This window comes from Streptomyces caelestis (assembly GCF_001279005.1).
Lineage (GTDB): Bacteria > Actinomycetota > Actinomycetes > Streptomycetales > Streptomycetaceae > Streptomyces > Streptomyces heliomycini.
This window is the reverse complement of record NZ_LGCN01000225.1, coordinates 32507-52834: the sequence shown is the minus strand read 5'-3', so window position 1 is coordinate 52834 and position 20328 is coordinate 32507. Positions and strand designations below refer to the sequence as shown.

Annotated in this window: 17 protein-coding genes and 2 pseudogenes; 5 read left to right on the top strand and 14 right to left on the bottom strand. The window is 70.9% G+C overall.

Features of this window, described 5'->3' with window-relative positions; translation table 11 throughout:
- The 3 genes and pseudogenes from ADK41_RS28395 to ADK41_RS28390 form a co-directional block, all read right to left on the bottom strand.
- The coding region (locus ADK41_RS28395; RefSeq protein ID WP_209438654.1) for a GDSL-type esterase/lipase family protein at positions 1-1899 on the bottom strand (1899 nt) is incomplete at its 3' end.
- Between the two features lie 344 nt (positions 1900-2243).
- Positions 2244-2372: pseudogene (locus ADK41_RS44350) on the bottom strand (endonuclease/exonuclease/phosphatase family protein); the annotation flags it as partial.
- A gap of 385 nt (positions 2373-2757) precedes the next feature.
- On the bottom strand, positions 2758-3330 hold the full coding sequence (locus tag ADK41_RS28390; RefSeq protein WP_199821770.1) for a helix-turn-helix domain-containing protein: 573 nt from the start codon (positions 3328-3330) through the stop codon (positions 2758-2760).
- Positions 3331-3464: 134 nt separating this feature from the next.
- Between ADK41_RS28390 and ADK41_RS28385 the strand changes: the two genes are divergently transcribed.
- From ADK41_RS28385 to ADK41_RS28375, 3 genes are all read left to right on the top strand, one after another.
- Positions 3465-4970: an MFS transporter gene (locus tag ADK41_RS28385; protein WP_037805239.1), complete on the top strand. Its 1506-nt coding sequence runs from the start codon at positions 3465-3467 to the stop codon at positions 4968-4970.
- A 19-nt stretch (positions 4971-4989) separates the two neighbouring features.
- Entirely contained in the window at positions 4990-5640 is a 651-nt protein-coding gene (locus ADK41_RS28380; protein WP_030835471.1) for a class I SAM-dependent methyltransferase, read from the top strand.
- 73 nt (positions 5641-5713) lie between these two features.
- A complete protein-coding gene (locus ADK41_RS28375; protein WP_030835474.1) occupies positions 5714-6781 on the top strand; it encodes an alkene reductase in 1068 nt (355 codons plus the stop codon).
- A 186-nt stretch (positions 6782-6967) separates the two neighbouring features.
- Here the strand turns inward: ADK41_RS28375 and ADK41_RS28370 are convergent, their stop codons facing one another.
- The 5 genes and pseudogenes from ADK41_RS28370 to ADK41_RS28350 all read right to left on the bottom strand — a co-directional run bounded on the left by ADK41_RS28370 (position 6968) and on the right by ADK41_RS28350 (position 12837).
- Positions 6968-8239, bottom strand: coding sequence for an MFS transporter (locus tag ADK41_RS28370; RefSeq protein WP_030835477.1), 1272 nt, complete (start codon positions 8237-8239; stop codon positions 6968-6970).
- 33 nt (positions 8240-8272) lie between these two features.
- Positions 8273-8866 (bottom strand): ArsR/SmtB family transcription factor, encoded by a 594-nt coding sequence (locus ADK41_RS28365; protein ID WP_030835480.1) that lies wholly within the window; start codon positions 8864-8866, stop codon positions 8273-8275.
- Positions 8867-10032: 1166 nt separating this feature from the next.
- Complete coding sequence (locus tag ADK41_RS28360) at positions 10033-10617, bottom strand: NADPH-dependent FMN reductase (protein WP_030835483.1); 585 nt, start codon at positions 10615-10617, stop codon at positions 10033-10035.
- Between the two features lie 213 nt (positions 10618-10830).
- Positions 10831-12168, bottom strand: coding sequence for an MFS transporter (locus tag ADK41_RS28355; protein WP_030835486.1), 1338 nt, complete (start codon positions 12166-12168; stop codon positions 10831-10833).
- Positions 12165-12837 (bottom strand): annotated as a pseudogene (locus ADK41_RS28350) (helix-turn-helix domain-containing protein). Before ADK41_RS28350 ends, ADK41_RS28355 begins: the two are co-directional and overlap by 4 nt.
- A 744-nt stretch (positions 12838-13581) precedes the next feature.
- Here ADK41_RS28350 and ADK41_RS28345 point away from each other — a divergent pair.
- Together ADK41_RS28345 and ADK41_RS28340 are read left to right on the top strand one after the other, a co-directional pair.
- Positions 13582-14226, top strand: a complete 645-nt coding sequence (locus ADK41_RS28345) for a helix-turn-helix domain-containing protein (protein WP_030835492.1) — start codon at positions 13582-13584, stop codon at positions 14224-14226.
- Entirely contained in the window at positions 14223-14720 is a 498-nt protein-coding gene (locus tag ADK41_RS28340; protein WP_030835495.1) for a MarR family transcriptional regulator, read from the top strand. The genes ADK41_RS28345 and ADK41_RS28340 overlap by 4 nt, the downstream gene beginning before the upstream one ends.
- Before the next feature lie 225 nt (positions 14721-14945).
- Here ADK41_RS28340 and ADK41_RS42255 read toward each other — a convergent pair whose 3' ends face one another.
- The 6 genes from ADK41_RS42255 to ADK41_RS28315 all read right to left on the bottom strand — a co-directional run bounded on the left by ADK41_RS42255 (position 14946) and on the right by ADK41_RS28315 (position 20127).
- On the bottom strand, positions 14946-15110 hold the full coding sequence (locus tag ADK41_RS42255) for a hypothetical protein (RefSeq protein ID WP_167353489.1): 165 nt from the start codon (positions 15108-15110) through the stop codon (positions 14946-14948).
- Positions 15111-15140: 30 nt separating this feature from the next.
- The gene (locus ADK41_RS28335) at positions 15141-16769 is read right to left on the bottom strand and encodes a class I adenylate-forming enzyme family protein (protein WP_051843581.1); all 1629 of its coding nucleotides are present in this window, start codon (positions 16767-16769) and stop codon (positions 15141-15143) included.
- A gap of 187 nt (positions 16770-16956) precedes the next feature.
- Complete coding sequence (locus tag ADK41_RS28330) at positions 16957-17604, bottom strand: NAD(P)H-dependent oxidoreductase (RefSeq protein ID WP_030835502.1); 648 nt, start codon at positions 17602-17604, stop codon at positions 16957-16959.
- Between the two features lie 205 nt (positions 17605-17809).
- A complete protein-coding gene (locus tag ADK41_RS28325) occupies positions 17810-18193 on the bottom strand; it encodes a YybH family protein (RefSeq protein WP_037805242.1) in 384 nt (127 codons plus the stop codon).
- Between the two features lie 20 nt (positions 18194-18213).
- Positions 18214-18828, bottom strand: a complete 615-nt coding sequence (locus tag ADK41_RS28320) for an NAD(P)H-dependent oxidoreductase (protein WP_030835505.1) — start codon at positions 18826-18828, stop codon at positions 18214-18216.
- 117 nt (positions 18829-18945) lie between these two features.
- A complete protein-coding gene (locus ADK41_RS28315) occupies positions 18946-20127 on the bottom strand; it encodes an MFS transporter (protein ID WP_078662187.1) in 1182 nt (393 codons plus the stop codon).
- Positions 20128-20328: the final 201 nt, after the last annotated feature.

The following is a 20328-nucleotide window of genomic DNA, read 5'->3' as shown; positions in this document are numbered from 1 at the left end:
CGCCTGGACCGAGCTGTCGGCGTTGACCTTCAGGTAGTCGGCTCTGCCGTCGCCGTTGAGGTCGGCGAAGCGGATGGTGCTGCCCGCCGCGCCGACGCCGCCGGCGACGGTCTGCTGCGGGTACCACAGCCAGTCGCTGCCGACCGGCTCCTTGGGGTTGGGTCCGCCGTTGATCCACGCCTGCACGGAGCTGTCGGCGTTGACCTTCAGGTAGTCGGCTCTGCCGTCGCCGTCGAGGTCGGCGTACACCACGGTACTGGTGCCTCCGCTGAACGTTCCGGACGCGATGGTCTCCTGCGGGATCCAGCCCTTGACGGGGCCTCCACCCGGGGCGCCACCGTCGTCGGGCGCCTCGATCCGGCCGGCCTGGCCCGCGCTCACGAGTCCGTCGTAGAACGCTCCCGCCATCTTCTGGTAGCCGCGGTCGTTGGGGTGCAGGCCGTCGGCCAGATCGGCGGTGGTGACCGCGTCCATGTCGACCAGCCAGACGTTCTTGCCGGCCGCCCGCCGGGCCTCCACGACACCCGGGATCGCCGCGTTGTACGTGGCGATCCGTTCCGCGGTCCCCGGGAACGAGGACGGCACGATGGTCGAGACCAGCAGGGTGACCCCGGGGTCGTACCGCAGGATCTGGTCGATCAGGCTGCCGAGTCTGGCCGGCGCGCCCCCCGGATCGACGTTGTTGCTCATGTCGTTGGTGCCGATGTGCAACAGCACCACGTTGGGCCGGTACGTCGTCAGGACGGAGTCCGCGATGCCGGCGATGTCCTTGATCAGCCAGCCGGGGTGGCCCTCGTTGGCGACGGGTGAAAGGGCCGGTCCCGAGCGCTGCGAGCCGACGTACTCCACCTTCCTGTCCTGCTGGTTCAGGTGGACGTACAGCGTCGACCGGTACCCGGCTCCGCTCGAACTGCCCGTGCCGTACGTGATCGAGTCACCCAGCGGCATGATGCGCAGGTGTGCGTCGGAGGCGCCCACCCCGCGGTTCAGCCGCTGGATGGTCTCGAGCAGACGGTTGACGGCGTTGCCGTTGAGGACGTCGGCCACATAGCCGAGCGGGTTCGCCCAGTTCCCGAGCTTCACCGCCCAACCACGCAACGTCCTTTGCGCGTTGGCGATCAGGGAGGCGGCACTCTCCGACGCGAACGACACGAACGCACCGAGGAAGCCGCCGGCGAGCGCCGACCACATGGCGGTGCCCAGGGCGGCGCCCCATGCCTCCCCGTCGATCGGCTTGCCGTCCAGGGCGGCACTCAACAACTCGCTGACGCCCCCCGACAGGGCTCCCGCCACGGCGCCGCAGACCGGTGCGGCGGCAGCAGCGCCCGGAGCGAAGGCGGCCAGGCACAGTGCGGTGGCCGCGACAGCGGTGGCGGTGGAGAGCAGGCCCGTGACGAACTTCTTCCAGAAGCCGTCCCAGAAGCCCGCAGCGCTGACGTCGCCGGCCGGCACCACGATCACCAGGCTGTCACCGACGGCATGGACGCTGCCGTCGTAACTGACGCCGTCCTCCTGCTCCTGGTAGTAACCCACGCTGTTCCTGTCGGCGTTCAGCGTGAGGGCTCTGCTGAGCGACATCCCGTCGGCCTGGTCCCCGCGGATGGCGCCGACCATGTCCCGCATCTGCTGGTGCAGCAGATCCGGCTGGGCCCCGGGATTGAAGTCAAGAGCCGCCACCAGGTCGTCGTCACCACTCGCCAACGGGCGAAGGCCGCCGGCGTCCCGGGCGCAACCGAGCCGCAGGGCGGCGACACCCTCCCCCACCGGCGTGGTGGCGAAGGACGTGGCATGGGCCGAGCACCCTCCGGACTCCGCCGCGGCGGCTTCCTGAGTGACACCGGGCAGCGCGGACCCGGCGAGTACCAGCGCCACCGAGAGAATCAGCACCAGGAGGGACACACCTCCCGAAGATCTCCTTCTCGTCAGGATCGCTTGACACAGGTTGCTGCGCACTGCTCTTCCTCCTTCTGAGCGGCGCGCATACCGGAGACGCGATCACCCACGGCCGGAACGCTGTCGCACGGTCACCACAGCGGTGGTTCCGATGTCCGTGCCGGCCGGTGGCTGGTGGACCGGTGGCTCATGGGGCGGTGCGCCGGTATGGGCGCGGCTGTCGTGATCATGAATGTGTGTGAGGGTGTATCGGACCCAAGCTACGGATGCGGCGGCTCGCGCTCGTCCCCCTGCGGAGGACACTTCCACGTAGCTCGCACGGGGGACGGACCCCGTGGACCGCGACCTCGGCCCCGGGGCGTACGCGCCGTCGTCCGCAGGCCACGGTCCCGGCCCTCACCGACCGCCTCCGGCTTGCTGTCGACCCTGCGTACGCCGGACAGGGGGAACTCCGACCAGAGGCCCACCGTGCCCTGCAGGCCCTGTTCTCGTGTGGCTACGACGAACAGACATGGAGCGCTGAGTGACTCCGTGGGGGTGTGTCGCGCTGCTGGGGGCGGCGAAGTCTGCGTGCGCCGTCTCGACGGGCTCCGGGTACGCCCGGGCCTTCCCGTACTCGGTCAGCGCCCGGCGACCGGTGGGGAGGCTGTGACTGTGCCTCTTGTGGCGGCCGGTGGGGATGAGCAGGTCTGGCCGGGTCTCCTCGGGTGTCTCGCCGTTCGCACGGCGGCGGAGGGCGGTGTGCGGCATGCCGTCGGTGACGACCGGCGGTCGGCTCTCCCTTGCCGGTTCGGCAAGAGGAGCGGCATCGCTGACGAGGAATCCGGCCGGTGACGGGAGGGCGTGCGCCCGGGCGTGAGGGCGTCAGGAGGTGGGGCGGGCGCGCAGGTGGGCGCGTTCGCCCTGTTTGCCGAAGATGACCAGCAGCTCCACCGGCTGGTCGTTGTCGGGGCCCAACCAGTGCGGGACGTGGGTGTCGAATTCCGCGACTTCCCCCGGCGCCATGACCAGGATGCGGTCGCCCAGGTGAAGGCGGAACCTGCCGTTGAGGACGTAGATCCATTCATAGCCCTCGTGCGTCCGGAGCTCGGGCTCGCCGGCGGTGGGGCTGATGACGAGTTTGTGCGCGTGCAGGCCGCCCGGCCTGCGGGTCAGCGGCACGTACGTCATGCCGTCGCGCGTGACGGGGCGCAGATGGAGGCGGGGATCGCCCGTCTCCGGAGCGCCGACGAGCTCGTCGAGCGGGACGTTGTAGGCCCGGGCCAGGGGCAGGAGGAGTTCCAGGTTGGGTTTGCGGCCTCCGCCCTCCAGGCGGGAGAGCGTGCTCTCCGAGATCCCGGTGAGTTCGGCCAGCGCGGCCAGCGTGAGGGCGTGCCGGCGGCGCAGGTCCCGCAGCCGGGGTCCGACGCCGGCCAGCACGTTCTCGAATTCATCCATGCGCCGCATCTTGCTGAAACGGCATGAAGGATTGCAACTTTTCGGGGCCTGGACGCACTCTCCTGGCGACGTGAGCCATGCACCTCGTTGCCCACTGAGGCAATCCCGCCCCTTATCGCTCAGGAGAGCTGCCGATGCCCACTCCCGCTCGCACCGCCGGGAAGGTCCCGGATGCGGATGCGCCGGATCCGCGCCGGTGGACGACGCTGATCGTGGCGTCGGTCGCCACCCTCATGGTCGTGCTCGATGTGTCCATCGTGAACATCGCGCTGCCGCAGGCGCAGAGGGACCTCGCGATGGGCGACGCGAACCGCCAGTGGATGATCACCGCCTACGCACTCGCCTTTGGAGGACTGCTGCTCCTCGGCGGGCGCATCGCCGACTTCGCCGGACGCAAACGCATCCTCACCATCGGGCTGCTGGGCTTCGCGGCAGCCTCCATGCTCGGCGGTCTGGCACCCGACCCGGGCACCCTGTTCACCGCACGCGCCCTGCAAGGCGTCTTCGCCGCACTCCTGGCGCCCGCGGCGCTCTCCCTCATCACCGTTGCCTTCACCGACCCGAGAGAACGCGCCAAGGCATTCGGGATCTTCGGCGCGTTCCAGGGCGGCGGAGGAGCCGTCGGACTTCTCCTGGGCGGCGTCCTCACCGAGTACGCGGGCTGGCGCTGGTGCATGTACATCAACGTCCCCATCGCCCTGACCGTCGCTCTCGCCGCCTGCCGCTTCGTCCGGGAGAGCCGCGCCGCGGGCGACCGGCGCTACGACCTTCCCGGCACTTTGCTGGTGACCGGTGGGCTGGTCGCCCTCGTCTACGGCTTCACCCAGGCCGCCGACGGCGGAGGCTGGACGGCTCCCGTCACCGTGATCCTCCTGGCGGCCGCCGTCCTGCTGCTGACCGCGTTCGTGCTCGTGGAACGCCGCACCGCCCACCCCCTGCTGCCGCTGCGGGTAGTCATGGAACGCAACCGGGCCGGAGTGTTCCTGGCCAACCTCCTCATCGGCGCCGGCATGTTCGGCATGAACCTCTTCATGACGTACTTCCTCCAGGTCAACCTGCACTGCACCCCGCTGCAGGCCGGCATCGCCTTCCTGCCCTTCAGCGCCGGGATCATCGCCACCACCACACTCGGTGCGCCCCTGGTCATCCGCTTCGGCCCCAAGCCCCTGATGGTCGCCGGCACCGCCCTGGCCACCGCAGGACTGCTCTGGCTCACCCGCCTGGACAGTGCCTCCGGCTACACCGGGGAGGTCCTGCCGACCCAGATCCTCGTGAGTGCGGGCGTGGGCCTGTTCTTCCTGGCAGGCCCCGACGTCGCGCTGTCCGGCGTCGATCCGCGCGACGCCGGAGTGGCCGGCGCCGCACTCACCACCAGCCAGCAGATCGGCGCGGCCCTCGGCCCGGCACTCCTCAACACCCTCTACCTTGCTGCCGTCACCGGCTACCTCACCCCCCGCACCCCGGCCGGCGGCGAAGCATCCCGCGCCCTGCGGCTTCAGGGCTTCCTGCACGGCTACCGCATCGCGTTCATCGTCGCCGGCGCCCTCCTGGCCGCAGCCGCCCTCGCCTTGACCCTTCTGGTGAAAACATCCAAAACCCCCACAGAAGCACAGCCCACCGCCCTCGCCCCCACCCACTGACCGGAAAGGCGCCACCCCGATGAACGACTCCACCCGAGGAGCTCAGGCCCCTGCCGAGGCGGCACGGTTCTGGGAGAACCTCTACCGCGGCAAGGACGCCGTGTGGAAGGGCGACCCCAACCCGGTGCTCGCCGAAACCGCCGCACAGTTCACCCCGCCCGGACGGGCCCTGGACCTGGGCTGCGGCGAAGGCGGCGACACCGTCTGGCTCGCGACCCACGGCTGGCACGTCACCGCCGTCGACATCGCCCCCACCGCACTGCAGCGCCTCACACAGCACGCAGCCCGCGCAGGCGTCACCGCCCGCGTGTCCACTCAGCAGCACGACCTCGCCGCGACCTTCCCCACCGGGACGTTCGACCTCGTGTCCGCCCAGTACCTCCAGACCCCCTACGACCTCCCCCGCGCCGACATCTTGCGCCAGGCCGCCCACGCCCTCACCCCCGGCGGGCTCCTCCTCGTCGTCGACCACGGCTCGGTGCGCCCCTGGGCCTGGAACACCGACCCCGACACCCGCTTCCCCCGCCCACAGGAGATCTTCGACGAACTCGCCCTCGACCCCGATCGGTTCACTGCCGCCCGCCTGGCATCCCCCGAGCGCGAGGCGACCGGCCCGGACGGCCGGAAAGCAACCGTGACCGACACCGTTGTCGCCGTCCGGCGCATCTGAGAACCCACCGCACCGCACCCCGGCCGGCCCTCGTCACGACGCGCCCAGCCTCATTCCCTTCAGGAGCCCCCCCATGGCAGACCTCTTCGAGCCGGTGACCGTCGGCAAGTGGACCCTGAACAACCGCATCGTCATGGCACCCATGACCCGCAACCGCGCCACCCCCGACGGCGTACCGACCGACCTCATGGCCACCTACTACGGCCAGCGAGCCACCGCCGGGCTGATCATCACCGAAGGCGTGCAGCCCAGCACCGTGGGCCAGGGGTACATGAACTCACCCGGCCTGCACACCCCCGCCCAGATCGCCGCCTGGCGCACCGTCGCCGACGCTGTCCACCAGCACGGCGGGCGCATCGTCGCGCAGATCATGCACGCCGGACGCGTCTCACATCCCGACAACAAGCACCACGCCGAAACCGTCGCCCCCAGCGCCATCGCCGCCCCCGGCGAGATGTTCACCGCCACCGGCCCCCAGCCCCACCCCGTCCCCCGCGCACTGGACACCGACGAAATCCCCCTCGTCATCGACGAATACGCCCACGCCGCACGGGCCGCCGTCGACGCCGGACTCGACGGCATCGAGCTCCACGCCGCCAACGGCTACCTGCTCCACCAGTTCCTCGCCCCCCACACCAACCGGCGCACCGACTCCTACGGCGGCACCCCGAAGGCACGCGCCCGCTTCGTCATCGAGGTCGCCCAGGCCGTCTCCGACGCAATCGGCGGCGAACGCGTCGGCATCCGCATCTCACCCGCCATCAACCTCCACGGCGCCATCGAGGACGACGCGGACGACACCGCCGCCACCTACCGCACGCTCGTGGACGCCCTCTCCGCCATGGGCCTGGCCTACCTGCACACCATCGGAGACCCCACCACGCCCCTCATCGAGGATCTCTCCCACCGCTTCGCCGGCCCTCGCATCATCAGCAACGGCTGGGACCCGGTCACCGACGCCGCCATCGCCCAGTCACTGCTCGACGGCGACCAGGCCGACCTCGTCGCCGTCGGCCGCGCCTTCATCGCGAACCCCGACCTCGTGCAGCGCTGGCGGACCCAGGCACCCCTGAACCAGCCCGACGTGAACACGTTCTACGGCGGCGACCACCGCGGCTACACCGACTACCCGCCCCTGTGACCAGGGCCCGGGGCCAACGCAGTCACCCTCGCCTCCTTGGAATCCGGCCGACCATCACCCGACCGGAAACCCGGGTACTCCTCGCGACGGGCGCCCCCGTCACCCCGCACCGACTCGGAGCCGAAGACGTACGGCGATCGGCCGAAGGCGCCGCCTCGGGCCGGCCCTTGGGGCACGGGCGGGCGCTCAGATCGTCACGCCCGGCCGCCGCCGCGGAAGTTCGGCGTGCCGCACCGCGTCGGAGGCCAGGGCGACGGCCACGCCCAGGCCGGCGAAGCCGCCGCAGGCGGCGAACACCGGGGCGGCGCCCCAGGCTCCGATGGCGGCGCCGACCAGCGGATAGCCGAGGGGGGCGAGACCGACCATGGTGAGCATGACGACGGAGGTGACCCGGCCCAGATAGGCCGGGTCCGCCGCGGTCTGGATGAGGGTGCTGTCCAGGCTGCCGAAGACACCCGCGCACAGTCCGACGACCACGGCCAGCAGCACGGCGAGCCACAGGGTGGGCGCCAGCGCGATCGAGGCCGCGCCCACGCAGGCCACGAGCAGCGTCCCGGCCATCACCAGGCCGGCCCGCGGCAGCCGGCCGGCGACCGCGAGCAGCGCGGCGCCGGCCGCGGCTCCAGCGCCGAAGCCGCCGATGATCCAGCCGTAGCCGGAAGGGCCCCAGCCGCGTTCGGCGTTGAGGAGCACCAAGCCGACGTTGAGAGTGCTGACGAGGCCGAGTTCGCAGACGGCGCCGACGGCGACGAGCGGGCCGATGAGGCGGTGGCGGCGGATGTAGCGCAGGCCGTCGAGCAGGTCCCGCCGCACGGTGCCGGGCTCCGGCCGCTTCGCGTCGGACGTCCCGAGGGGCCGTATCCGTGTCGTCAGCAGGAGCGGCAGGGAGAGGGCGATGAGCAGTCCGGCGACGGTGAAGGCGGCCGCGGGTCCGCCCAGTCCCATGGCCAGGCCGCCGATCGGCGGGCCCGCGATCTGGCTGAGGCGCATCGACAGCGAGCGCATGCCGGTGACCCGGGCCAGCTGGTCGGGGGTGGTGATCCGGGGCGGGAGAGCACCGACGGCGGGTACGAACAGTGCGTCGACGGCGCCGAAGACGAGCGCCACCGCGACCAGGATCCACAGGGCCGGAGCCGTCAGCGCGACACCGGCGGCCACGGCCAGGATGAGGAGGCAGCGCAGCGTGTCACTGCCGAGGATCACCCGGCGGGGGTCGAACCGGTCGGCCACCACGCCCCCACCGAGCATGAGCAACGCCCGCGGTACCGCCCCGGCGGCCATGACGAGGCCGACCTCGGTGGGACCGGCGGCCTTCTGCGCGGACCAGGCCAGGGCGACGAAGTACACGCTGTCGCCGATGAGGGAGACGGTGTAGGCGGTGAGCCAGCGCAGGACGTTGCCGTCGCGGTGGGCCGGTGCGGCGGCGTGTTCGGGCAGGACTGTCTCCGGGGCGGCCAAGGTGGGCTCCAGTACGTCGGGGAGTCGGCCGGGTCAGGGCCGGAAGGGAAAGCCGTAGAGGTGCACGGACACGTGCTCGCGGTCCTGGGTGTCGTCGGCCGCCTTGGCGGCACTGCCGCGCTCCCGCCAACGCCGGGCCAGCGCCTCGAACTCGCGGCTCATCTCGGCGAGTTCGTCCGGAGTGAGGTCGAGCAGCCATTCGGAGCTGAAGGCCGCGTCGGTCCACGCCTTCCCCCAGGCGGACCTCTGGTCGAGATACGTGCGGTACTGGGCGACGCGGGTGTCGAAGATCCCCCGGGACACCGCGCCGACGGCGGCGGCGCCCTCGGGCGTGTCCGCGAAGTCCGACTCGCGGAAGCCCCAGCCCTCTTCGGACGTCACCTGCCACCACCGCTCGCGGCCGTCGGTGCCCCGGCCGCTCGCCTGGCTCACGAAGCCGTGCTCGGCCAGCTTGCGCAAGTGGTAGCTGACCAGCGAGGGCGTCTCGTCGACGTGCTCGGCGAGCTGGGAGGCGGTCGCGGTGCCCGCGGCGTACAGCAGCCGGTAGAGCCGCATCCGCAGCGGGTTCATGAACGCCCTCAACCGTGAGAGGTCGGTGATCTGCTCGGGCTCGTGCTTCGGTCGCATGCGCTCACCGTAGATGTGAAGCGAAAACTTCGCAATAATCGCTTCAGAGTTGGGCGGCCGGGCAGCCCGGTTTCGTGCGCGGGGGAGGGAGACAGCCGGTCGAGCTCGACTCGACCGCCGCCGACGAGGTCGGTGCCGAGTGTCTCCAGGCACAAGCAGACCGGTGACCTCGGCGATCGCCTCCGCCGGGGGAGCCGATGAGCAGGTGTCGGAATCCATCGACGGGACCGTTCACCGACGTTGATTCCCGGCCCAAGGCGCTGACACCGCCCATCCGTGGGTTCGTGATCACGGTGCCGAGCGCCGGCAGACGATCGTTCACCGACACTCGGGCTCCGCCGAGGAGGTCCACGCGGCGGAGCATCGTGGATCAGTGCGCCCGCGGTGACGGCTCCGGACGGGGGGGTGTCTGCCCCCGGACATTCCTGGAGCGGGGGACCAGTGAGGTTCCCCGGGAGGCGGGAAGGGATGACGGCAGGTCAGAGGGGACTCGCAGAGAGGAGCCCTGCTGATGCCTGCCGCTCGGCGAGGTCTTCCCGCTGGAAGGTGTGGTCCGCAAGGGCTGGACGGGGTGCGCTCCGCGTCCCCGCCGCCGGTGGCCCGTCGGCCGTTCACCGGCGCCGACGGATCCCTGGCGCCGGCTCCCGTCGCGGTGTTCCTGGGCCCCCGGCCCGTGGAGAGCCGGTGGGACCGGTGTCCGCGCGAACGCGGTCCCGGCTGCGGAGGGCCGTGTCCGTCCGGCGCTGCGAGGCCTGACCGGCCACGAACCGGCAGCGTCTTCCGACGAGTCGCCGACCGGGGGTCCGAGCGTTCGGTACTGCGGCGGAAACGGGACAGGGGCCCGGCACGAACCGCCCCGGCGTGCCGGGCCCCGCTGTTCCGGTGTGCCGGCGCACGCACCCTCGTTCGGTGCGCCGGCACACACGGTCCAGACCCTGCCGAGCCGGACATGGAGGAAACCGGTGTGCCTCGGCAGGGTCTTCCTCGCGGAGCCGCGTCGGGGGTGGACGCGGGTCCGCGGTCCTGGGGGTGGTGCGGTGCCGCCCCGCCGGCGCCGGGTGGGCGCGGCGCGGGGTCGGCCGGTGCAGGTCGTGGCCCGGCCGCCGCCCGGGGGTGGTGGGTGCGGCCGGTGGGGTGCGGGGTTGTCCCGCGTAAGTCGGTTCAGGTCAGTTGTCGTACGGGCGGCGGGTCTTGGCCTCCTTGGTGGCCAGCGCCCACCAGCTCAGCTTGTCCCAGAGGACCTTGGCGGCCGCCTCGGCGTTCGTGGGGTCGGTCAGGTTGCCCTCGGCGTCGAACTGCGCCCAGGGGCCGTGGAAGCTGATGGCGTCGCGGACCGGGACGGCGTGCAGCTCGTTGAAGATGTGCCGCAGCTGCTGGACGGCGCGCAGGCCGCCGGCGAGGCCGCCGTAGCCGACGAAGCCGACGGGCTTGGCGTGCCACTCGTACTGGGTCCAGTCCGCGGCGGCCTTCAGCGCGGCGGGGAAGCTGTGGTTGTACTCCGGCGTCACCACGACGAAGCCGTCCGCCGCCGACAGCCGGGCGGAGAACGCCGCGAGCAGTTCGGCGACCTCGGGCGACGGCTCGTCGGTCAGGGCGGTCGGCAGCGGGAAGTCCGCCAGGTCGACCAGGTCGACCTCGATGTCGTCGCGTCCGTCGGCGGTGCCGACGAACCAGTTCGCGATCGTGGGCCCGAACCGGCCCTTGCGCACACTCGACAGGATCACGGCCACGCGGATGCGGTCACTCGACATGTCAGCCCTTTCACGGCGGTTCATTTCCTCCACCACCAGAAGAACAAACCCGCATGCTGGTTTCCAAGTCGTATCGAAAAATCCGATGGGACACCAGCCTCCGGGGGGCATACGACGGACGCCGCCGACCAGCAGTCATCTGAGCGTGGGCGAGGTCAGGAGGGGAAGCGGGCGGGGGAGGAAACCAGATGGTCCGCCTTCCTCCCGTGGACGTCATGCTGCTGTATTCGCACTGTCTTGTGAGGCGTCTTCCTCGGAGCGCGGCTTCGTGGCGCTCCGCCCACGTGTACGGTCCATCTCGCGCCACTCCGGCCGCAGGCCGGCCAGATTCGTGGTGAGGAGGTACGCGGCGCCGCAGGCGAGCAGTACCGGCACGAGTCCGGCGGCGGTCACCGCCGCCCCGGCGAGCAGCCCGCCGAGAGGGATGCCGGCCCAGGCCAGCGAGTCGCCGAGGGCGTTGACCCGGCCCAGCATCCGACGTGGTGTCCGTTCGACGAGGACGGCTCCCAGCACCGGGTTGACGAAGCCGGCGCCGAACCCGCTGAGGGCGAAGACGGCCAGTACCGCCTCCGTCGGGGCGTCGAAGGCGAGGATCAGGAACCTCGGTGCCCCGGCCAGGAGGAACCCCGTGAAGAACACCAGCCGGCGCCGCAGTCGGTGTGCGACCACTGCGGCGATCAGGCTCCCGCCGACCGCCGCGGCCCCCATGACGCTGCCCATTAAACCGATCGTGGCCGGTCCGTTGCCGGACTCCCTGGCCCAGACGGGTACGAGCACCGAGGTGATCGCCGCGTCCAGCAGGTTGGTGATGCCGACCATGACGATGACGGTGAGCAGGAGCGGATCGCCGCGCAGGAAGGTGAAGCCTTCGCCGAACCGCTGCCAGTAGCCCGGTCCGGTTCCCCCGGCGGGCGAGGGGGCTTCCTCGACCGCGTGCCCCGTGCCGCGAGGCAGCGCGAGTTTGACGATCACCGATCCGAGGGCGAAGCAGGCCGCGTTGGCGGCGAGGGCGGTCAGGGGACCGAGTAGCGCCACCAGGGATCCGCCGACCGCCAGGCCGACGGTGGAGGCCAGCCGCTCGATCACGCCGGCCAGACCGGTGGCCCGTTCCAGCGGCACCCGGCCACGCTCGGCCGCCTCCGGGACCATCACCTCCTTGGCCAGGTCGCCGGGGCCGCGGGCCGCGCCGATCAGGGCGACCAGGGCCAGCAGGAGCGGAAAGGAGAGCAGGTGCAGGGCGTGCAGCAGGGGCACTGCGGCGGCGGCGGTCGCGCTGGCCAGATCGGTGGTCCAGGAGACGGCCCGCGGGCCGATCCGGTCCACCAGCGGTCCGGTGAGCGCCTTGACCAGCACGTAGGGAGCCATCTCGCAGAAGGCGACCAGTCCGGTCTGAGTGGCGCTGCCGGTAGTGACGAGGACGAACCAGGGCAGCGCCACGACGGAGATCCGCGTGCCGGTCAGCGACACGGCCATGGCCGCCAGCACCCCGCCCAGCGGCCGTAAGGACCGCCTGCCGGATATTTCGTCAACGCCCGGGGCGTCCTCCGTCATGGCGCCTCCGTTCCCGTCGCTGTCTCAGGACCGGTGTGCCCCTCCGGCGGGGCAGGTGTATCCAGCTCAGGCAGGATGTGCGTGATGACACCGACCCGCTCGGACCCCTTCGGGGCACTCGCCGCCGCCTCGGGCGTGTCTTTTCGGTAGCGGGCGATGACGGCCCGCAGTTCCTGCCGCAGGGCGACGGCTTCTTCTGGTGTGAGCCGCAGGGCCCAGTCGCTCATGTCAAAGGTGCTGTGCCACGCGCGGGGCATCGTCTGCAGCTCGTTCAGCGTCTGCTGGGTGCGCAGGGTGTAGGTGGCGGCGACGGACTGCAGATACGTCAGCGCGGCCTCGGGCTCCCGGTCGGCCAGCTCCCGATCGTTGAGCTCCGTCATCTGATGTATCGAACGCCACCAGCGCTCCCGCGCGTTGCCGCGCTCGGTGTCCTCCTCGACGAAACCCGCCGCACCGAGCTGCCGGAGGTGATAGCTGGCCGTACCGGAATTCACACCGAGCCGCTCGCCGCTCCGCGAGGCGGGTGGCCGTCGACGGGCCGTACTTCCGCAGCAGCCCGACCAACTGCACGCGCACCGGATGCGCCAGGGCACGCAGCCCTTTGGTATCCAGGACAACCGAGTCCTCTTCACCGTTCGGGCCGCCCGGCCTCTCCACTGCATCAGTCATACGGCACACGATAAACCGCAAAGAGTTCTTTGCGAAGAACTCTTTGCGGTTTGGCTAGTCCGCAGCCTGTCCACCACGAGCTCGTCACATGTGAGCCTTCCTGGCTTTCTGCGGGCGCATCGGGGTGCAGATTGAAGGGAGGCGTGGTTGCTCCTGGGGCATGGTTGCTGGAGACATACGCGCGCCTGGTCGTTCGGCTTCCCCTCCGCCGTGGCTGACTTTCCGTGGCTCAGGCCCAACAGGGGGTCAGAGGGCAGGTCCCATAGACGGCTTCGCGTCGGCGAGCGTCACAGGCGGCAGGGTCCAGAGGCCGGCGAAGGCCCTGATGTCACTGGACTCTGCGGGCTGCTGCCGGCACTTGCGGTGGAGCTGAGGATCAGGTATCACGCGCGCGCACGTTATAAGAACAGGAGCCTCGAAAAATCGCAGGTCAAGGCCCTTGTTTCCCGTGAGTAACGTACGTCAGAGGCTACACACAGGGCCTTTGGTGTAGCCCGTGAGGTTGCGTCAGGGGTCCTGGTGCCACATATAGTTGCGCGCTCCTCCGGCGAGCCTCGAGAGCATCTCCATGAATCACGGAGAGAGTTGGTATGCAGACATGACAATCGGAAGTTCGTGAACGTACCTCACGGGCTACCTTCAACGCACTCAGTGCCACTATGTATGGCACGCGTGCCACATATAGTGGCGCCCGATAGTAGGGTGCTCCTCGTCTGGTATCGATCATGAGGAGTGTATGACCGCATGTCAGCACAAGCCTCCGAGGACCCGCGACGCCATCGGGCACCTGATGGGGTCCCTGCACCGTCGCAGCGAAACGCACCGGCCCCCAGCAACTACCGTCGCTCTCGCCGGCCGACGGCGAAGCCGGCCAACGTCGTCAAACTGCCCGAGGGGCACAGGGCGATCGTCGAGAGGAACCCCACGAGCACGGGGTTCCTCGGCGGCAGCTTCAGCATGGACAGCCTGGAGGTTCTCAAATGGATGGCTGCCTATTTCCACGATGACATCGCAGCCCTCCGGGTCCTCCTCTACCTGATGGGGACACAGGAACCCGGCGGCACCATCAGGGCGACACAGCGCGAGATCGCCGCCGGCCTGCAACTGAACCGCGTGCACGTCAACCGGGCGATGAGGCGGGTGTGCGCCCTGGGCCTGGTGCACATGGTCAACCGCGGTGTCTACCAGCTCAACCCGCAGGCGTCGCTCCGGGGTGGCACCATCGAAGTCCACGAACCGGGCCGTCCCGCCCACCGGAAGCCTGCGACGAGGAAGGTCGACCAACTGGAGTTGATCGAGGGCTTCGACGAGGATCCCGCGATCCCCGCCGAGTTCAAACAGCTCATACTGCCCGGAGAACCGCGGCGGCCGAAGACGGAGGGAAGATGACAGCTCAGCCGGTTGAAGAGCACGCGGCCGTGCTGGACACGTGGCTCTCGCCCAACGTGTTCGCGTTCATGCCCAGCGTGCCCGGCCCCGCGCTCCGGGTCCTGTTCTTCCTGTTGGGAGTCCAGGAACCGGGCGGCCGCATCGTCATCACGCAGAAGGAAATCGCCGAGGCAGTCGGCTTGAAGCGCTCGGCGGTGGGGGGCGCGCTCCAGCACCTTCAGTTCGCCCGCATGGTCACCAAGGTCCAGAGCAACGGTGGCGTCTACTCGCTGCACCCTCAGATTGCCGCCTTCCCCACGCCTGCTGAAGCCGACGACGCAGTCCGGCAGCTCAGCCCGGACGAATACCTCGACGTCCACGACTTCGAGGAGCGCTACCAGCGTGCCCTCGCCGCCCATCAGAGAGAGCTGAGGCGGAAAACCGAGGAGCGCCAGGCCCCGGCGATGCCGCCCACCGATCTGGCGGCCCACCGGCGTCGGCGCACTCGTCCGTAGTCTGCCGGTAAAACCATGTAGGGCCCCGCAGCTGCGGGGCCCTACATGTGTCTGGTATCGGGCCCAAGTCTAGCGGCCCCGGCTCGCCCGCCGAAAGACGGAGCGGCTGCCCCACCTCACCCCGGACGGCCTCACGGTCCGCTGATTCCCGGGGCCGGACGCACCGCTGCCGTGTCCGCCCCACGTAGGGCGGACACGGCAGCCGACGGGCCGTCAGGGGGCCGGTCAGTCGACGCTCTGCAGGATGTGGGGTTCGGCGAGGTCCTCCTCGTAACCGGCCAGGCGGATCGGAGCGGACCTCGCCCAGACCTCCAGGAACCCCGGATCCGGGGGCAACGGGCCCCACCCCGTGCCCTGCGCAGGCCGCTCGGGCGTCCGTTGTGCTGCCATCCGCTCTCTCCCTTCTGCCGGTCGGGTGGTTCAGCGTGCGGCGGCTCCGGCCCCCACCGGGGGAGTGCTCTGCGGCTCGTCGGCCGTCTCTCCGGACGTGAGGGTCTCGGCCAGCTGCCGGGCCAGCTCCAGCCGCCGGATCTTCGCGGTGGCCGTGCGCGGCAGGTCGGACAGCCGGCGCTGGACGGGCGTGCCCAGGGCGGGCCCGCCGGCGACGGCGGCCTTCCAGCGCTCCGGGTCGAGCGGCTTGTCGCCGCGGGTGCACACCACCGGTACGGGCCGCTTGTCCGGGCCGGGCACGATGACCAGCTCGGTCAGCTCGTCCAGCTTGTGCAGCACCGCGTCCTCGATCTCCAGGGTGGAGTCGATGCCCGGGATGACGTCGACCTCCCGGTCGAGCAGGTGCAGGCAGCCCCACTTGGTGCGGTAGCCGACGTCCCCGCCCCGCCACCACTCGCCGATGACCTGCTTGTCGAAGCGCTCCTGCTCGCCGTAGTACGTCAGCGCGCGGCCGGCCGTGGCGACGTCGATGTAGCCGGGGTTCTCCTTCGTCGGCCGGGCGCCGCCCCGGGACACCAGCCGGTACTTGGTCATGCCGGGCGTGGGGTAGCCCTGGCAGCGGCCGTCGGCCTTCAGGGCGTTGCGGCGCCGGTAGGTGCGGCCGGCCAGCGGACCGCACTCGCTCTGCCCGTACACCTGGAGGAACACCGGGCTGCGGCGGTCCGAGGCGTGCAGGAACTTGTGCATCGTGCTCGGGTGGATCGCGTCGAAGGTGCTGTTGAAGTACTTGACGTTGGAGATCGGCCGGCGCGGGTCCTCGAGCATCTCCTCCCACTCCAGGAAGGAGTTGGGGTGGGTCTCCAGGACGCCCGGGCGGTGGCGGACCAGTATGTCGGCGACGTGCGCCGGGCTGCCGTCGTCCATGAAGACCATCGGCATGCCGCGCGTCTGCAGCACGGCCAGGCCCAGGTACATCCGCGAGTGCACGTACGACACGTGCATGGCGACCGTCTCCCGCTTGCGGATGAAGGAGACGACCTTGTCCTGCCAGTTGCCGCGGGCGCCCAGCGAACGGGCCGAGTGCACCACCAGCTTGGGCACGCCGGTGGTCCCGGAGGTGTGCGTCATCAGGGCCGGCTGGTCGGGGTCGAGCAGCACCGGCCTGCGCTCCGGCGCGCCCGCCAGGTCCGCGAGCGCGACGGCGTCCGGGTGGGGGCCCGTCGCGCTGAGGACCCGCTCGGTCAGCTCGCGCAGCGGCAGGCCGGCCAGCGAACCGCTCAGCTTCGCCTCGTCGGTGAGCAGGGTGGGACGCTCGAGCCGCTCCAGCAGCTTGCCGATCGTCTCGCCGTCCAGGTGCGGGGAGAGCATCGCCGGCACCGCGCCGATCCGGGCCACCGCGCAGGCCAGCACCGTGATGTCGAAGCTCGACGTCTTGTACACGGCCACGTGCTCGCTGGGGCGCACGCCCGCGGCCCACAGCCGGTTGGCGGTGTCGGCCACGAGCTGGGCGAACTCCCGGACGGTCAGCTTCTGGCCCACCTCCGGGAAGGCCTCCATGTCGTGGTCGAGCGTGATCGGGGTGTCGCCGTACTTCTGCGCGGCACGCTCGGAGACGACTCCGAGGTAGAGGAACTTCTTGCTTTTCGGCACCTTGAACATCAGGACTCTTCCTCCGAGGACCGACACGCGAAAATGGGAATTCCTCCGGAAAATCTCCCATGTGAATGCGTCATGAAAAAGGGAAGGGGCGTCAATGTGTCATATCGCAGGGAAAAGAAAAGGCCGGGCCGCGCGAAGAGCGCGGTCCGGCCGGCCGTGTGCGGCACACGGGATCGGGAAAAGGGGGTCAGCCCTTCTTCAGCCCCTGCTTGAGCGCTTCGGCCACCCGCATCGTGCGCACGGTCTGGTAGCCGACGGCGGCGAGGTTGTCGTCGGTGACGTTCTGCGCGAGGTGGCCCGGGATGGCCTGCAGGCCCGAGGTGGCGCTGACCCCGTAGGGGTTGCCGTTGCTCGGCGTGAGCAGGATGTCGTCGGTGACGCCGGGCGGCACGATGACGGCCCCCCAGTGGTAGAAGACGTTGCTCAGGGACAGGATCGTGGACTCCTGGCCGCCGTGCGGGGTTCCCGTCGAGGTGAACGCGGACATCGCCTTGTTCATCAGGCCGCGCCGCGCGTGCAGTTCGAAGGTCTGGTCGATGAAGTGCTTGAGCGGTCCGGCCAGCAGGCCGTAGCGGCCCGGCGTGCCCCAGACGACGGCGTCGGCCCAGTCCAGGTCGTCGATGGCGGCCACCTGCACCTCGCCGGCGGCGGCCGCGTGCTCGTTGTTCGCCTGGGTCCATTCCCGGTAATTGGGCGCGAGCGGCTCGTCGGTGATTTCGGCGACCCGCCGCAGCCTTACCTCGGCCCCGGCCTTCTCCGCCGCCTCGGCGGCGGCGACAGCCAGCTTGTGGATGTTTCCGGTGGCCGAATAGTAGACGATGGCGACATTGGTCATGCCTGTACTGCTCCCTCATCGGATGGAGTGCTCGAGCCGTCTTTCGGCTACGGGTTCGCGCTCCATGGTGTCGCGGGCACGGCGGGCCGGCCACCGGAATTCAATAGTCCGTCAAGTCCCTTCCCTTTCCGGCCGGTCGACCGGTTTCCCGGCCGCGCGCGGCGGCCGGGCGACGGGCCGGCAGCAAGGGGGGCGGGGCGGCGGGCTACTCCCCGCCCACCTCGACGCCCGGCGGGTTGTCGATGATGTAGCGCCAGAGGCCGTCGGAGCCGCGCCGGGCCACGTCGGTGGCGGTGCCCTCGAGGTGGATGTGCTCCCCGTCGGACTTGGTGCCGTCGATGACGAAGTCGCCGATCAGCAGGGCCGTGTCGTCGTAGACGTACGTGTGCCGGAGGCTGATCTCGATCGGGACGCCCAGGGCGAGGAAGCTGCTGGTCGCCCGGCGGCGGCCGTCGCCGGTCACCACCACGCCCGGTTGCAGCACCCGCACCGCCTCCGGTTCGAAGAGCCGGTCGATGGCGTCGAGGTCCTTGGCGTTGAAGGCCTCCACGAAGACCGAGGGCAACCGGGCCGGGTCGCTGACTGCCATGATGTCTCTCTCCCCTCGGGTCAGGCGGCGGCCGGAGCGGCGGCGGCGGCCTTCAGCGCCGCGGCGACCTGGATGGTGCGGCGGGTCTGGTAGGCGATGGCGCCGACGTTCTCGTCGTGGATGAAGCCGGTGCGGTTGCCGGTCACGGTGCTCGCGCCGTACGGGTTGCCGTTGTTCTTCTCGTACAGCACCGGGTCGGCGGAGCCGGTGGCGACGATGACCGAACCCCAGTGGCAGATCGCGTTGTGCAGCGCCAGGATCGTCGTCACCTGGCCGCCGTGCTCGGCGGAACCGGAGGCGAAGGCGGAGACGGCCTTGTTGAGCAGCTTGCCCTGGATCGACAGCGGCGAGGACGTGTTGATGAACTGCATCAGCTGCGGGGCGGCCAGCCCGAAGTGGACGGGCGAGCCGAGCAGGACCGCGTCGGCCCAGTCCAGGTCGTCCGGCGTCGCCTCGGGTATGTCCGCCACCTTGTCGGCGTGCTCCTGGGAGCCGGGCCGTCCGGTGGCCGCGAGTTCGGGTACCCGGCGCAGCCGCACCTCGGCGCCCTCCGCGGCGGCGGCGTCCGCGGCCGCCTGGGCGAGCTGGTGGGTGGAACCGGTGGACGAGTAGTAGATGACGGCGACGTTGGTCATGGTCGGGCGCTCCCTGGGCGTACGGGGTCATGAGTACGTGGGCGGTGGAATGTGCGGCCGCCGGCCACATCGTTCTGCGCCGGGCGGGGGCGCGGCAACGAAGGGCCCGCGAGTGCGTCAGGTCGTACGCCCGCCGCGTACGACGCCGCAGACGGCGACCGCCAGGACCAGCGCCAGGAACAGCGCCAGTGAGGAGAACTCGTTGAAGAAGGCCGCGAGTTGGGCGCCCGCCCCGGCCCCCACGTTGAGCGTGAAGCCGTACAGGGCGATCGCGGTGGTCTGGGCCGCCGCCCCGGCCCGGGCGCCGACCGACTGGATGAGCGCGGGGCCGAGCGTGGAGAAGCCCGCCATGAACGCGAACAGGGCGGCCCCGAGCGCGACGGCGTCGTTCCCGCCGAGGGCGGCGGCCAGCAGCGCGGCGACGGTCACCAGGAGCGCTCCGGTGGCGCGGCGGGAGGCGGGGAAACGGGCCAGGAAGGGGGCGACCAGGGCGGCGCCCAGCAGCGCCGGCAGGGCGCTGGCGCGCAGCGCGAGCAGCGGCCCGCCGCCGTCCGTCACCGCGTCGGGCCCGTACAGCTGGACTCCGGTGTAGAGGGCGGTGAGGCTGCCCGCGCCGACCAGGATGACCAGGTACAGCGGGATGATCCGGGGGTTCAGGGCGGTCTTCACGCCGGAGAGGCCGCCCCCGATCTGCCGCTCCTCGGGCAGCAGCACCCGCCAGGAGACGACGGCCCCCGCCAGCAGCAGCGGCACGGTCCCCCAGAACGTCCACACCCAGCCGAACCACGCCGCCACCAGCTGCGCCTCGACCTGGCCGATCACGACCGTGGCCCCCATGCAGGCGGAGACCACCGTCAGGGCCAGGGAGGCGCGGTGCGGGGCGACGCGCGCGTTGATGTAGGCGTACGCCATGGGGATGAACGAGCCCGCGAACAGGCCCTGCAGGGCGCGCAGGACGACCCCGTCGGTCAGGGAGCCCGCCAGGGGCAGCAGGGCGGTGACGAGGGCCGTGGCGAGGACGCTGGCCACCATCACGGTGCGCCGCCCCCAGCGGGTGGACAGCGGCCCGCTGAGCAGCGAGCCCACCGCGTGGGCGAAGGCGAACGCGGTGGTCGAGGCCGCCGCCGCTCCGGTCGACACGCCCCAGGCGCCGGCGAGTTCGGGCATGAGCGGGATGGTGACGTACATCTGGCCGACCACGAGCACGCCCATGACGGACACGGTGGCGACGGTCGCGACGAGCGGTGCGGTCCCCGGCGTCACCGAGGGCGGTGCCTCGGCGACCGATGATTTCGACATACACCTACCCTCGGAGGGTTCTCGCGGCCCCGGCAACCGTCCGCCCGGCTATCCGTCAAGTCCCGCCTCGGAAGGCCGGAGACAGGCTGCCCGACCCCCGGTTCCAGGCCACTCCCGAGCGCGCCGGTGCTCCGACCGCACGGGTCCGCCCGGTCGCCCGGTCGCCCGGTCGCCCGGGCGGTGAGGCCCGGTGCGACGCGA

Coding starts and splice junctions, on each gene's coding strand:
- ADK41_RS28365 (WP_030835480.1), bottom strand. CDS start 8,866: ATGCGACCGAAGCACGAGCCCGAGCAGATCACCGACCTCTCACGGTTG.
- ADK41_RS28325 (WP_037805242.1), bottom strand. CDS start 18,193: ATGGCAGTCAGCGACCCGGCCCGGTTGCCCTCGGTCTTCGTGGAGGCC.
- ADK41_RS28340 (WP_030835495.1), top strand. CDS start 14,223: ATGACAGCTCAGCCGGTTGAAGAGCACGCGGCCGTGCTGGACACGTGG.
- ADK41_RS28390 (WP_199821770.1), bottom strand. CDS start 3,330: ATGGATGAATTCGAGAACGTGCTGGCCGGCGTCGGACCCCGGCTGCGG.
- ADK41_RS28380 (WP_030835471.1), top strand. CDS start 4,990: ATGAACGACTCCACCCGAGGAGCTCAGGCCCCTGCCGAGGCGGCACGG.
- ADK41_RS28320 (WP_030835505.1), bottom strand. CDS start 18,828: ATGACCAACGTCGCCGTCATCTACTACTCGTCCACCGGTTCCACCCAC.
- ADK41_RS28375 (WP_030835474.1), top strand. CDS start 5,714: ATGGCAGACCTCTTCGAGCCGGTGACCGTCGGCAAGTGGACCCTGAAC.
- ADK41_RS28345 (WP_030835492.1), top strand. CDS start 13,582: ATGTCAGCACAAGCCTCCGAGGACCCGCGACGCCATCGGGCACCTGAT.
- ADK41_RS28385 (WP_037805239.1), top strand. CDS start 3,465: ATGCCCACTCCCGCTCGCACCGCCGGGAAGGTCCCGGATGCGGATGCG.
- ADK41_RS28360 (WP_030835483.1), bottom strand. CDS start 10,617: ATGTCGAGTGACCGCATCCGCGTGGCCGTGATCCTGTCGAGTGTGCGC.
- ADK41_RS28315 (WP_078662187.1), bottom strand. CDS start 20,127: ATGTCGAAATCATCGGTCGCCGAGGCACCGCCCTCGGTGACGCCGGGG.
- ADK41_RS42255 (WP_167353489.1), bottom strand. CDS start 15,110: ATGGCAGCACAACGGACGCCCGAGCGGCCTGCGCAGGGCACGGGGTGG.
- ADK41_RS28355 (WP_030835486.1), bottom strand. CDS start 12,168: ATGACGGAGGACGCCCCGGGCGTTGACGAAATATCCGGCAGGCGGTCC.
- ADK41_RS28330 (WP_030835502.1), bottom strand. CDS start 17,604: ATGACCAATGTCGCCATCGTCTACTATTCGGCCACCGGAAACATCCAC.
- ADK41_RS28335 (WP_051843581.1), bottom strand. CDS start 16,769: ATGTTCAAGGTGCCGAAAAGCAAGAAGTTCCTCTACCTCGGAGTCGTC.